We start from the raw sequence: 13,365 nt of genomic DNA, 5'->3' as shown, positions 1-13,365 counted from the left end.
GCCCAAGGAAACCATCATGCAACTGACGCTCTCCCCCGAGGATCTGGCCTTTCGCGAGTCGGTCCGGGCCTTTCTCAAGGACAAGTTGACCGAAGATGTCATTCGCCGCAGCCGTACCGGCATGCATCCGCCAAACGAAGACGACCGCCGTTGGTGGAACCGCGTGCTCAATGAACAAGGCTGGGCCGCACCGCACTGGCCGGTCGAATACGGAGGCACCGGATGGAGCCATCTGCAGACCCACATCTTTGAATACGAGTGCAAAGTCGCCGGCGCGCCAGAACTTCGCTGGCAAGGCCTGCGCCTGCTTGCCCCGGTGCTCTACACCTATGGCAGCGAGCAGCAAAAGGCACGCTACCTGCCGCCGATCCTCAATGGCGATGAGATGTGGGCGCAAGGTTTCTCCGAGCCTGGTGCCGGCTCCGACCTAGCCGCGCTAAAGACCCGCGGCGTGCTTGAGGGCGATCACTACGTGGTCAACGGCCAGAAACTCTGGACCACCGAAGGTCAATACTGCGAGCAAGGCTTCTTCCTGATTCGTACGGAAAACAGTGACCGTCCGCAAAAGGGCATCTCGATGATGATCATCGACATGAAGTCGCCCGGCGTCACAGTGCGACAGATCCCGATGATCAACGGCGAGGGTTCGACCTGCGAAGTGTTTCTCGACAACGTTCGGGTCCCGCGGGAAAACATCATCGGCGAAGTCAACCAGGCCTGGTCCCAGGCCAAATTCTTGCTGTCCAACGAGCGCACCTCCAGCGCCGACATCTATAAGGCCCGCACAGACCTTGAACGCATCCGCCTGATTGCCGGTGCCGAACACAAGAATGGTTTACCGCTGCTGCAAGATCCCGAATTCGTGCGGCGCTTCACCCAGGTGCGCCTGGAAGTCGAAGCGCTCGAATGGTCGGTACTGCGCGTACTCCATGAAGCCCCCAGCCGGCACCCCATTGCCGCCTGCGCCTCAGTGCTGAAGGTACGAGGGTCGTCCCTGCAACAGAAGCTCACCGAGCTAATGGCCGATGCATTGGGTCAACGCAGCCTGCGGGTTTACAGCCGCGAAGAGGCGTTTGCCAATCCTTCTGGCGACCCGCTTTGGCCGGCCCACGTGCCTGGCGTAACCGCAGACCTCATGTACTTGCGCGCTTGCACCATTTTTGGCGGAGCCATGGAAGTACAAAAGAACATCATTGCCAAACTGGCTTTCGGGTTTTGATCATGAATTTCGATCTCACTGATGAACACAAGCTGCTGGCAGAAAGTGCCGAGCGCTACATGCGCGAACGTTATGTATTCGAAGAGCGTCGGCACACCGTTACCAGTGGAGCCCATTTCTCGCGCAAACACTGGCAGCACTTCGCCGACATGGGCTGGCTGGCGCTGGAAATCGCCGAAGTAGACGGTGGGCTGGGTGCAAGCAGTTTCGAGCTGACACAGCTGATGGAGCCACTGGGTAATGGTCTGTTGCTCGAACCTGTGGCCGACACAGCCGTGCTCTGCGCCCACATCCTGGGCACGAGTGACAATACCGGCGAACGCCAGCGCCTGCTTGCGTCGATCGCCACCGGTGAAGCCGTGATGGCCCTCGCCCATCAGGAACAAGACTCACGCAATGAGTACCAGGTGCAGCTGCGCAGCAGTGCTCGACGTGTTGCCGATGGCTGGGCCTTGAATGGCCATAAGCACCGCGTGTTCCATGGCGGCGTGGCGGATAACTTTCTGGTGAGCGCCATCCTTGAAGAAAGCAACGAAGCGGCGCTGTTTGTGGTCGACCGTGCGGCTGTCGGAATGACAGCCAACACCTATGAGTTGATCGACGGCAGCTGCGCCGCCGACCTGCATTTGCAGGACGTGCAGGTCAGCGACGCAAACATGTTGTTGCGCGGTGAAGTCGTGCAACAAGCCATCGAAGCCGGTCTCGACCGCGCCATCCTGGCACTGTGTGCTGCAAGCGTTGGCTCCATGGAAGCGGTCATGGCCATGACCGCTGACTATCTCAAGACGCGAGTGCAATACGGCAAGCCTCTGGCGCAATTCCAGGCCCTGCAACATCGCATGGCGGAGATGTTCGTGGAAACCGATCAGGCCCGGGCTATGTTGTTCAGCGCGATCAATGCCTTCGACTCAGGGACTGTCGAGAACCGGCGCCAGACACTGTCCGGCGCCAAGGTATTCATTGCCCGCGCCCACTATTTCGTTGCAAGCCAGGGCATTCAGTTGCATGGCGGCATCGGCACCACCGATGAGTATGCGGTAGGCCACCATTACAAGGCAGCTGTGCTTTTTGAAAAGCGCTTTGGCGACAGCGATTTCCACCTGACTCGCGCTGCCGGCAGCCTGCAGCAACCCATCGGAGGAGCTTTGTATGCGTGATTATCTGCCACTATCTTTCGCCGATGACCTGGAACAACGCGCTCGCTTTTATCGCAATGACCCGGCTTATATTCTGGGCGAAAAAAGCATCAGCCACGGCGAGCTGCTATCCAGCGCGAAACTGATCGGCTCGGCCTTGCATGTGGCCGGACTGCAACATCAGGATCGGGTCGGGATCCTCTCGATGAATTCAATTGAGTTCGGCGAAATCATGGCTGCCACCCAATGGGCCGGCTATATCCTCGCACCGGTCAATTTCCGGTTGGCTCCGGCTGAGATCGCCAGCATTGTCCGTGATGGCTCGCCTCGTCTGTTCTTTTTCGAGGCTCAGTACCTGTCGATCATGGAGCAGTTGCGTCATGAGATGCCATCAGTGGAGACCTTTGTCTGCATCGATGGTGAGAGCGACTGGGCCATCGGCTATGAAGACTTCACCGCCACTGGCGATCCGCTCGGCCCACCGATCCGCGCCACCGAAGAAGACATCTGCTGCCTGATTTACACCAGCGGGACCACCGGAAAACCTAAGGGCGTGATCTGGGGTCACCGGGAGTATCGGCAGTTGGTTCAGGTCGATACCTGGTTGATCGACATGCAGCAACCGGACGTCACCCTGATCGTTATGCCTATGTTTCACTTGGGTGGCATGGTCATCAGTCTGTCCCAACATGTGCGTGGCGGCGCTGCCTATCTTCAGCGTCAGTTCGAACCGCTGGATGTACTGAAGGCTATCGAGAAGGAACGTTTGAGCATACTGCTACTGGCACCGACCATGGTGCAGATGGTGCTTGAGCATCCTTACGTGAACCAGGCAGATCTCTCCAGCGTACGCACCATCATTTACTCCGCGGCCCCCATGCCAGTGCCGGTACTGAAAAAAGCCATCGATGTGTTCAATGGCTGCAACTTCGTCAACCTGTTCGGCCAGAGTGAAATTTGCATGTTCTCGCTGTCCTCGGCACAGCATCGACCTGATGGTACCGAGCAGGAGCGCAAGCGCCTGGGCTCGGTTGGCAAACCCTACCCCAACTTGCTGGCCAAAGTGGTCGATGAGGATGGCAACGAGTGTGCACCTAACCAGCCGGGCGAGATTCTAGCCAAGAGTAGCGCCATGTTCCGCGGTTACTGGAACAACAATGCCGCCACCCTGCAAACCCTGCGTGATGGCTGGTGCCATACCGGTGATATGGGGCGCTTCGATGAGGATGGGTTCCTGTACCTGGTCGATCGCAAAAAAGACATGATCATTACCGGTGGCGAAAACGTCTACTCGAGGGAAGTCGAAGAGGCCCTGCTTCAGCACGCTGCGGTGTCTGAATGCGCGGTGATCGGAATTCCCGATGCCAAGTGGGGTGAGAGCGTCTGTGCGGTCATCACCTTCAAACAAGGCGAAAGCTCGAGCGAAGTCGACCTCATCGAACATACCCGCGCGCTGATCGCCAGTTACAAGAAACCGAAGAAAATCATTGTGGTCGATGCACTGCCCAAGCTGGTCACCGGCAAGGTCAACAAGATCGAACTGCGCAAGCTCTACGCACAACCGAACTGAACCCAAGCGAGGTTGCCATGAACTTGAATTTATCCGAAGAGCAGCAATTGTTGCTCAACTCCGTCACCCGTCTGCTCAGCGTTGAGTCCAGCCCTGCACGCGTCCGCGCGGCAGAAGTCAGCGGGTTCGACGCCGACCTGTGGCAGCAACTGGTGGCTTTCGGTATCACAACCATGCGCATCCCGGCATCCGCCGGAGGTTCAAACATGGGGCTGTTGGAGGCATTGCTGGTTGCCGAGGAAGCCGGACGCCATCTGGCCTCGGTGCCTCTGGCAGAATCGCTGCCTGCGGCGCGCCTGCTCGCACAACTCAACAGTTCGGCAGCCACAGCGCTGCTCGATCAGGCTAAACAGGGCAAACTGATCACCCTCGCTCCGCAGCCCTACAGCGCGGGGCGATCCATTGCCCTGCCAGGTGCCAATGCAGCGGTTGCAGTGCTTGTTCGTCAGGGCGATGCCATTCTGGCCATGACGGGCCTGGCGGCAAAAACGCCAAGCGCTAACTTAGGCACTGACAGCCTGCAGATACTCACCGCCGATGACAACACTGTCGAAAGCCACATAATTGCCAGCGGTGCCGAGGCCTGCCACGCATTCGAACAAGCCGTGGAAGAATGGAAATTGCTCAAGGCGGCGATGCTGATGGGCCTTGCTCATCAAGCATTGAAGTTAGCCGCTGCCTATTCATGCGAACGCCAGCAGTTCGGTCGGGCCATCGGTGGTTTCCAGGGGATCGCCCACCCACTGGCCGATGCCCTGACCGAAATCGAAGGCGGCCAACTGCTGGTGCGACATGCGGTCTGGAGCATAGCGCGACAACAACCCGACGCCGCAGCACTGACCTCGATGGCCTGGTGGTGGTCAACGCAATCGTCAGGACGTACGGTCGCCCGTGCCTTGCATACCTTTGGTGGCTACGGCGTTTCGCTGGAATACGACGTGCAACTGTATTACCGCCGGGCGAAAGCCTGGGGAATGCTCAATGGCGACCCGCAGCTTGAGCTGGACAGGGTTGCCGCACGCTTGTGGACTGACGGCCACACCGTCGCCCTGCCGGACGTCGGTGAGGTCAATCTGGAATTTGGCCATGGGCCGCAAGCTGCACTCTTCGCCGAAGAGGTCCGAGAGTTTTTCCGCACACATCTGACCGATGAATTGAAAGCCCACGCCCATCATTCGGTCGATGGATACCATGCCGGCTTTAACCGCATGCTGGCTGACGCAGGTCTGCTGTTTCCTCATTGGCCAGTTGAATTCGGCGGCAGAGGCAAGAACTCTTTTGACATGGCTGCCCTGCAGGAAGTGTTCGAAGCGCACAACTGGCAACGCATCACCACCCCAATCACCAACCAGGTAGCGCAGATCGTCATGCGCTTCGCCAGCGAAGAAGTCAAAACAGAAGCCCTGCCCCGCTTTGCCAGTGGCGAAGCATTGGCTTGCCTGGGCTTCAGCGAGCCTTCGTGCGGCTCCGACGTTTTTGCCGCTAGGACCCGTGCCACGCGCACACCCGACGGCAACTGGGTAATCAACGGGCAGAAGATGTTCACTACCGCGGCCAACCTTGCGGATTATGTTTTCCTGCTGGTGCGGACGAATCCAGATGTTCCCAAGCATGCGGGTCTGACGCTGTTCCTGGTGCCGATGGACTTGCCGGGCATCGAAGTGCATCCGGTACATACCCTGCAGGATGAGCGTACCAACATCACCTACTTGAGCGAAGTTGTCGTCGCCGATCGCTATCGGATCGGTGACATTGACGGCGGCACCGCCGTCATGGCCGCGACTCTGGAACTGGAGCACGGCGGTGACCAGTACCGCATCAGCTTCGATAACATGTACAAGCATGCGCTGGAATGGGCGCAATCTACTCAGCGCGATGGCCAACCCATGTTGGCGAATGCCGATGTACAGCGTCGATTGGCGCGTGTAGCGGTACACACGACCATTGCCCGCGACCTGTGCTATCGGACCATTTGGGGAGTACAGGAGCAAGTGCCTGGCCGTGCCGCATTCGGGCCGATGTCCAAACTGTTTTCCACGGAACAGTACCAGCGTGACGCGCTCGACTTGATGGACCTCTGCGCACCCGACACCTTGCTGCAATCAAACAGCGGACTGGGGCATGTGGAACTTGGCTATCGGCAGTCGATCGGCATGACTATTTACGGCGGTACCAGCGAAATCCATCGCAGCCTGATTGCCGAACAGGCATTGGGCATGCCGCGTTCCCGGACCTGAGGATCCATAGATGCCACGCTTGCAACTTGAGCTCCCGGAAGAATCGTTCTGTTTCAGCACAACGTTCAGGGTACGGATGAGCGAAATCAATGCCGGAAATCACTTGGGCAACGACACGTTGATTTCCTTGATTTCGGATGCACGCACACTGTTCCTGTGCCATTACGGAATGCCACCCGAGGATGTCGCCAACAGCCGCAGCGGTACACTGATCACTGACCTTGCAACGCTTTACAAGGCACCCGCCTATTTCAATGATCAACTGCTTATAGAGGTAGGAGTGGCTGACCTGAATACGTATGGAGGGGATTTTACTTACCGCATTACCCGCCAGCGAGACGCGAGCGTGATCGCCCTGGCAAAAAATGGCTTCGTGTTCTTCGATTTTGTCGCATCGAAAGTCGTGCAAATACCTGATGAGTTCAGAGAGCGATTCGGTGCCCTTGCACACAATTGACCCTGCAACTGCGAAGTCGCCAGCCCTAAGCCGGCGACCTCCTCGTTGTCAAACCCCTCTGAAATTGGGAGGGCGTTTGTTCATGAACGCCTCGACCGCTTCACGATGATCCTGAGTCAGGTACAACGCCGCCTGGTTATCCATCTCGTAACCCAGCGCCTCATCCAGGGTGCCCATGCCGCGGGACAACGCCGAACGTACCAGCGCTACCGACAGCGGTGCATGGGCGGTGAAGCTTTGTGCCAGGTTGAGTGCTGTCGACAGTAAATCGTCAGCATCGGCGACCAACGTATCGATGATCCCCAACCGTAAACCCTCCTCCGCTTCGACCACCGCAGCGCTGTAGAACAACCGTCGTGCCTGAGCTATACCGATGCGCTGGGGAAGACTCCAGAGCAATCCAAGATCGGGTACCAGCCCTACTTTGGCAAAGGATGAAACGAATTTGGCACTTGGCGCTGCCACGACATAGTCGGCGGCTGCAGCCAATGAAAACCCGGCGCCCGCGGCATAGCCTTGCACGGCGGCGATCACCGGTTTGTTGCCCGAAACCATTGCCTTGACCACACGATGCCCAAGCACCATCCGTCCACGGCCTACGGGTAGCGGGCGCTCGGCCGACATGCCGGAAACATCGCCACCGGAACAAAAATGCCCATTGGCACCATTGAGCACAATTGCCCGGCATTCCACGTCGTCGTTAAGTGTCTCGAGACAATCTGCAAGAACGGTGAGCAAATCTCGAGACAAGGCATTACGGGTCTTGGCATTGTTCAACGTCACAACCGCCACGGCACCGTGACGTTCCAGCAAAACCAGGTCATTCATATTTGGCTCCATTGGCGAGAAGTCCGCGTATCAACGCGATAAGTGCAAGAGGCTGATCGATCATCATGTGATGGTAGGCGCCCGGTATGCCGAACGGTCCTCGCCCATCAGGCAACCCCGCGACAACGCGTTCGGCCATGGCTCTGGAAACGATCGCGCTTTGCTCGCCGTAGACGAAATCCACCTGCCGCGGGACCCTGGGCAGCAAACTGGCAGCGGTCTCCTCATAGGCAACCCCAGAGGGCAACATCGGGTCGAACTTCCAGCAAAAGCCTTGCTCATACTCGGCCAGTGAATGCCTGGCGATATGGTCCACGATGTAGGGCAGTGCGCCTGGCTGTTCCGGCAATAGGCGGTAACGCCCCAGGGCTGTTTCGCGGTCCGGGTAGTAGCGCCTTGGCGAAGGCTTTACCGGATCGAAGGGCGGAATGTCCTCGGGGTAAACCACCAGTGCATCGAGAATGATCAGCCGCTGGAAAAGATCGGGGCGATCGGCACAGGCACGCAGCACCCGCGCTCCCCCGTAGCTATGGCCTACGGCAATGACCGGCCCCAGGCCCGTCTGTTCTATAAAGCCGACGATATCGGCAGCAGCGATCTGGAACGGATAGTCCGAACGATGACCACTGTCACCCATCCCGGAAAGATCGAGGGCAACAACCCGGTAATGTTCGGCGAAGAACGGCGCTATGCAGTCCCACCAATGCGCATGCGCACGCAGACCATGCACAAACAGCAACACCGGCTTGTCTGAATTGAGTGGCGACCAGCTCAGGTAATGTAGCTCGATACCCTCGACGCTGACGCAACGTGATTGTCCCGCCTGGGCGATAGCCCAGCTAAACCAGCTGGGCACCTCCAGGGCGCGGCGGCCTAAGGCTGCCTGGGCGAAAGAGGCGCTCAGCATGTTTGATCAACGCTGATTGAATTTAGGTGCGCGCTTCTCACGGAAGGCCGCGATGGCCTCGACATGATCCTTGCTCGCCGACGAAACGTTCTCGTATGCCATACCCACGTCCATCATGCTCGCCGCCATCTGGCGCAGTGGTACGTTGATGGTCGATTTGCTCCAGCGCAGCGACTGCACCGGCATGGCCGCCAGTTTGTCCGCATAGGCATCGACGTAGGCGTCCAGCTCAGCGGCCGGCAGGGCAGCGTTGACCATACCAAACTCGACGGCTTGCTTGGCAGTGAACTTCTCGCCGGTGAACAGATAATGCTTGGCACGGGCATAACCCATTAGGTACGGCCACATGATCTGACCACCATCGCCGCTGATCAGGCCAACATTGTTGTGCGGGTCGCCAAAGCGTGCAGTTTCGGATGCGAAAACCACATCGCAGAACACCGCGACGGTGGCCCCAAGGCCAATCGCATCACCGTTGACTTTGGCAATGATTGGCTTGTCACACTCAAGCATGCCGTTAACGATGCGCTTGGCTTCGCGAACGCAGCGATAGAACTCGGTCGGGTTGTCATGCAGCCACTGCATGTACTCGATATCGCCGCCAGCACTGAAGGCGCGCCCGGCACCGGAGATTACGATGATGTCGCTTTCAGTGTCTTCGACCAGATCGTAGAACAGCCATGACAGTTCTGTATGCGATGGCCCGGCGAAGCTATTGAGTTTCTCGGGCTGGTTGAAAGTCACGTTGAGAACACGGCCACGACGTTCAAAAGCAATCGTCTTATATTCAGCGAAATTCATCATCACCCTCCACGGGTTATTGTTGTTAAGCTCACTCAAAAGCTGACATTTGGTCAGTTATGTGTAGAATGTATATCAGCATAAACAGTGAAGCAAGCCAAAAAAGCCAAATAAAAATACAATAACCAACTGACATTCATTTTTAGGAGCTTCCCATGCGGATATTTGCGGCAACCTCGCGCTATGTTCAGGGCGACGCAGCACTGGATGAACTGGGACGCCATTGCAAAGTACTGGGTAGGAGCGCTTTGGTGATCACCGACGCCGATATGGCCCGGTTGCTGGGCGACCGCGTGCTGGCGAGTTTCAAGGCAGCCGACGTTGCCTGCGCACTTGAAGTCTTTCCGGGGGAAATCACCCATGCCGCGATTACTGCTCTGGCACAGGACAGCTTGCGATTTGGTGCTGACATGGTGGTTGGTTTAGGCGGCGGGAAGGCACTGGACACTGCCAAAGGTGTTGCCTTGAAGCTGGGCTTGCGTAGCGTCAGCGTGCCGACCATCGCTTCGAACGATGGCCCTGCCAGTGCCGCTATCGCCGTTTACGACGATGAACACATCATGCAGGACATCCTTCATTTGCCACGTAACCCGGACTTGGTGCTGGTCGATACGGGCGTCATTGCCAATGCACCGGCTCGCTTTCTGCGGGCGGGTATCGGCGATGCCATTTCAAAGAAATTCGAAGCTGAAGCATGTGCATCCGCCGGCGCCCCTACCCTGCTTGGCACCCCGGCATCGCTCACGGGTCTGATGGCCGCCGATGCCTGCTACAGCATCATTCGCAAGTACGCCGCCCCGGCCTTACGCGCCGTAGAAGCCAAACAGGTAACCGACGACCTGGAAGCGCTGATAGAAGCCACTGTACTGCTCAGCACGATCAGTTTCGAGAACGGCGGTCTGTCGGTATCCCATGCGATTGCCCGTGGCTTCTCTTACTTGCAGCGCGCCCGAGGTACTTTGCACGGCGACCACGTTGCCTATGGCCTGCTCGTTCAATTGGTGCTGGAGAAACGGCCGTCGGCATTCATTGAAGAGCTGTACAGTTTTTATCGGGAGATAGGACTACCGACCCGACTGCAGGATTTCGGTCTATTGCAACCGAGCGCCGAAGAAATTCATGAGTTGGCGGAGAAGTCCATGGTCAGCCCGAGTGCCGCGCGCTTCTCTCCACCCGTAAACGCCGGCCAGTTGGAAGCGGCAATCAGGCGCGTCGAACAGTTGGGTGAGTAACATCGTCATCTGGACAGCAAAAAAGGGAGCCTAGGCTCCCTTTTTTGCTGTTCGGAATCAGGAGAAGCGTGCGAGCAACTCAGCCATGCCCGGGGATGGAATCATTTTTGCCGGGTTGTAGAACGGTGACAGCACCTTGACCAAGCGCTTCTTGCTGGCCTTGGCGATTTTTGCCTTCAGCAGCTTCTGGCGCTCAATCGACGCCTGGCGCTGTTCCTCGGTCATGCCCTCTCGATCTTTGTCAGTCAAGTAGGCCGCCACCCGCGCGGTATGCGAACCGATGTGCTTGACCGCATAGCCGAAGGCCCAGACCCGGTATAGCCAGGCGAAGAGTCCATTGCCATACAGCGCTTTATAGGCCTGGAAGCATACTTCCCGGTGTTCGAACTCTTCTGCCAGGTGCCACTTCCACAAGTCCACTGCCTCTTGGTCGGCACCTTCGAGGTACTCGTTCAGTTCTTCGAAAAACACCTGCCCGGCCGAAGAGCCCATAGCCTCGAAACCTTCGCAATAGGCGACGTTGAAGCGCAGCGATTTTGTCTCGAGGAAACGCTGATAGTCATCCTTGTAGGGTTTCTCCAGGGTTTGCATGCCTTCGTAGCCGGACTTGTACAACATCTTGTTGAAAGCCACATGCTGCTTGCAGTGCTGTACTTCCTGCTTGTTGAAAATCTCGATGCTTTCACGCAATTTCGGGTGGCTTTCGCCAAGGGCTTCCTTGACGCGCATCATGACTTTTACCAGAAACGGTTCGATATGCGCCGGGACCGTGGAAAATGCATTGTAGCTCTGGGCAAACTCATGAACCGGTGCCCAATGAGGTCGAATACTGGAAAAATCGAAGTTGGGTAGACGGACTTTCATCACCACGGTTCCTCTTATTGTTATTGATTGTGCTCAAGTCGGGTCGCAGGCACCCAACGGCTAGAATAATAAATGACTGTTTGTCAGTTGTATTCCGATCCTCGCTCCGCGTCAATTGTCGCGGATGCCCTCGGACTAACGGCTTGTCGTTACGGATGCGCCCCAGCGGCGAATGTCTTCGACGAAGTGTCCAGGCACTTCCATAGCCGCAAAATGCCCGCCTTCAGGCAGAGATGTCAGCTCGGTCAGGTTGTACACCAGCTCAATTCGGCTACGTGGCGGTACGGGTGTAAGCGCATCACCCGAGTATTGGGCGAAGGTGGTCGGAGTTTCACAGCGAACACCGGCCGGCAAGATCGTGAAGCCGTCTATGACCACCCCGGGGTAATACCAAAGCGCACTGGTGAAGCTACCGGTCATCACATACAGCACGATGTTGCTCAACAAAGCGTCCAGGTCGAATACCTGTTCGAAGCTGCGCTGGCGCAAATCCGCCCAATCATGAAAGCGCTCCAGAATCCATGCTGCCTGGCCCATTGGATTGTCGGCAGTTGCCCAGGCAATCGACTGTGGCTTGGTCATTTGCACGGCGGCGTAACCGCTGTAGCCCCGCTGAGCCGCTTCCGCTTGTCGCTGCCAATTGAGCTCGGCGTCATCGCGCGGCGGCGTCAGCGAGCGAAAACCCAACAGGTTTAAATGAATCGCCTCAACATGATCGCCATGGTCCAGACCAAGCCAGGACGTGACGATAGCGCCCCAATCCCCGCCTTGGGCCAGGTAGCGCGGATAGCCGAGTACGTCGGTCATCAGTTTGTTCCACAGGGTTGCCGTCTGACGCTGACCGAAAACCCCTGCAGGTTTGCCGCTGAAACCGAAGCCCGGCAGGCTCGGGATGATCAGGTCGAAGGCCTGGTCCGCACTGCCTCCATGACGTGACGGGAACGCTAGCGGCTCGATGACATCCCAGAATTCCAAGTGGGAACCCGGCCAGCCATGGGTCAACAGCAATGGCCGACGACCTTCGGCTTCGCCTTTGACATGGACGAAATGCACGTCCAGGCCGTCGATCTCGACGATGAATTGCGGGTAACGATTGAGCCGGTCCTGGCAAGCCTGCCAGTCGAATGACTCAAGCCAGTGGCGTTGCAGTCGGTGCAAGAAATCACTGTCACAGCCAAGCGTCCAGCCACTATCGACAGGCGCCGGGGGCAACCGACAATCTTCGACCTTACGCATCACCCGCGTGATTTCGGCATCGGTCCATTGCACTTCGAAGGCTTTCATATCAGCTCCAGGTCCAGTTCGGATCGCGCTTTTCCATTTGGGCACGGCGCGCTTCAGTGGAATCGTTGTAGCGCGTCACCCGGCCCGTGTAATCCTGCTCGATACGATAACCTTCCTTGAGCCCCAGGTCCTCGACCCGCGTCAGGGACTCTTTGCCCAAACGCAAACCAATCGGACTGTTGCGAGCAATACTGGCGGCCAGCCCCAGGGCAGTGTCCATTAACTTCTCAGGTGCGACGACTTCCTCGACAGCGCCCAATCGATAGAACTCTTGCGCCGGAACTGCTTCGCCAGTGAAAAACATCTTGCGCGTCTTGAACGGCCCGACCAGCCTTTGGAGGTGCCGCGCACCACCGAGCACACCGACCTTGATTTCCGGAACGGAGAAGGTGGCATTCTCGGACGCAATAATCAGATCACAGCACGCCACCAGTACCAGCCCGGCACCAATAGCCTTGCCGTTGACTGCCGCGATGACGGGTAGCGGGCAATCGAGGATCGACCAGAAACACTCGCGCACCACCGCCCCCGGGTCGAGCAGATCGATGGTGGTGTCACCCTCGGCTGGCGTACGAGCATGTCGACGCGCTGAGTCATTGAGGTCGATGCCCGCACAAAACAGCCGATCACCAGGTGCAGTGAATACGATCACACTGGCCTCGGTGGACCGCGCCAGGGCATTAAAGGTGGCGGTCAGCTCACGGACAGCAACCGAATCGAGGGCGTTGACCGGTGCGCGGTTGAGGGTAACGACAGCGATCCGATCGCGGATTTCAGTGTGCACATATTGCATTGGCGTGCCTGTGACAGTGGCGCTCATGAAAGTCTCT

At 57.7% G+C, this 13,365-nt stretch carries 12 protein-coding genes; 6 read left to right on the top strand and 6 right to left on the bottom strand.

Annotated features, from left to right (window positions below; all coding sequences use genetic code 11):
• Positions 1 to 16 precede the first annotated feature (16 nt).
• From JFU37_RS01735 to JFU37_RS01715, 5 genes are read left to right on the top strand one after another with little or no spacing between them, the layout of a single operon-like run.
• Positions 17 to 1,219 (top strand): acyl-CoA dehydrogenase family protein, encoded by a 1,203-nt coding sequence (locus tag JFU37_RS01735; RefSeq protein WP_201112223.1) that lies wholly within the window; start codon positions 17 to 19, stop codon positions 1,217 to 1,219.
• 2 nt (positions 1,220 to 1,221) lie between these two features.
• Positions 1,222 to 2,376 (top strand): acyl-CoA dehydrogenase family protein, encoded by a 1,155-nt coding sequence (locus JFU37_RS01730; protein WP_201112221.1) that lies wholly within the window; start codon positions 1,222 to 1,224, stop codon positions 2,374 to 2,376.
• Positions 2,369 to 3,925 (top strand): class I adenylate-forming enzyme family protein, encoded by a 1,557-nt coding sequence (locus tag JFU37_RS01725; RefSeq protein WP_201112219.1) that lies wholly within the window; start codon positions 2,369 to 2,371, stop codon positions 3,923 to 3,925. The genes JFU37_RS01730 and JFU37_RS01725 overlap by 8 nt, the downstream gene beginning before the upstream one ends.
• 17 nt (positions 3,926 to 3,942) lie before the next feature.
• Complete coding sequence (locus JFU37_RS01720; RefSeq protein WP_201112217.1) at positions 3,943 to 6,162, top strand: acyl-CoA dehydrogenase; 2,220 nt, start codon at positions 3,943 to 3,945, stop codon at positions 6,160 to 6,162.
• A gap of 10 nt (positions 6,163 to 6,172) precedes the next feature.
• Complete coding sequence (locus JFU37_RS01715; protein WP_201112215.1) at positions 6,173 to 6,619, top strand: acyl-CoA thioesterase; 447 nt, start codon at positions 6,173 to 6,175, stop codon at positions 6,617 to 6,619.
• Positions 6,620 to 6,667: 48 nt separating this feature from the next.
• Here JFU37_RS01715 and JFU37_RS01710 read toward each other — a convergent pair whose 3' ends face one another.
• From JFU37_RS01710 to JFU37_RS01700, 3 genes are read right to left on the bottom strand one after another with little or no spacing between them, the layout of a single operon-like run.
• The gene (locus tag JFU37_RS01710; protein ID WP_201112214.1) at positions 6,668 to 7,447 is read right to left on the bottom strand and encodes an enoyl-CoA hydratase/isomerase family protein; all 780 of its coding nucleotides are present in this window, start codon (positions 7,445 to 7,447) and stop codon (positions 6,668 to 6,670) included.
• A complete protein-coding gene (locus tag JFU37_RS01705; RefSeq protein WP_201112213.1) occupies positions 7,440 to 8,354 on the bottom strand; it encodes an alpha/beta fold hydrolase in 915 nt (304 codons plus the stop codon). Before JFU37_RS01705 ends, JFU37_RS01710 begins: the two co-directional genes overlap by 8 nt.
• 6 nt (positions 8,355 to 8,360) lie before the next feature.
• Positions 8,361 to 9,155: an enoyl-CoA hydratase/isomerase family protein gene (locus JFU37_RS01700; protein WP_201112212.1), complete on the bottom strand. Its 795-nt coding sequence runs from the start codon at positions 9,153 to 9,155 to the stop codon at positions 8,361 to 8,363.
• Between the two features lie 155 nt (positions 9,156 to 9,310).
• Here JFU37_RS01700 and JFU37_RS01695 point away from each other — a divergent pair, with 155 nt between their 5' ends.
• Positions 9,311 to 10,387 (top strand): glycerol dehydrogenase, encoded by a 1,077-nt coding sequence (locus tag JFU37_RS01695; RefSeq protein ID WP_201112211.1) that lies wholly within the window; start codon positions 9,311 to 9,313, stop codon positions 10,385 to 10,387.
• A gap of 57 nt (positions 10,388 to 10,444) precedes the next feature.
• On the opposite strand, the gene JFU37_RS01690 is transcribed toward JFU37_RS01695, so the two are convergent.
• The 3 genes from JFU37_RS01690 to JFU37_RS01680 all read right to left on the bottom strand — a co-directional run bounded on the left by JFU37_RS01690 (position 10,445) and on the right by JFU37_RS01680 (position 13,355).
• Positions 10,445 to 11,251, bottom strand: coding sequence for a metal-dependent hydrolase (locus JFU37_RS01690; RefSeq protein WP_201112210.1), 807 nt, complete (start codon positions 11,249 to 11,251; stop codon positions 10,445 to 10,447).
• Between the two features lie 135 nt (positions 11,252 to 11,386).
• The gene (locus JFU37_RS01685) at positions 11,387 to 12,535 is read right to left on the bottom strand and encodes an epoxide hydrolase family protein (RefSeq protein WP_201112209.1); all 1,149 of its coding nucleotides are present in this window, start codon (positions 12,533 to 12,535) and stop codon (positions 11,387 to 11,389) included.
• 1 nt (position 12,536) lies between these two features.
• Positions 12,537 to 13,355 (bottom strand): enoyl-CoA hydratase-related protein, encoded by an 819-nt coding sequence (locus JFU37_RS01680; RefSeq protein WP_242485686.1) that lies wholly within the window; start codon positions 13,353 to 13,355, stop codon positions 12,537 to 12,539.
• Positions 13,356 to 13,365: the final 10 nt, after the last annotated feature.

It is taken from the genome of Pseudomonas sp. TH41 (assembly GCF_016650695.1).
Lineage (GTDB): Bacteria > Pseudomonadota > Gammaproteobacteria > Pseudomonadales > Pseudomonadaceae > Aquipseudomonas.
The sequence above is the reverse complement of the archived record's forward strand: the minus strand, read 5'-3'. Positions and strand labels throughout refer to the sequence as shown.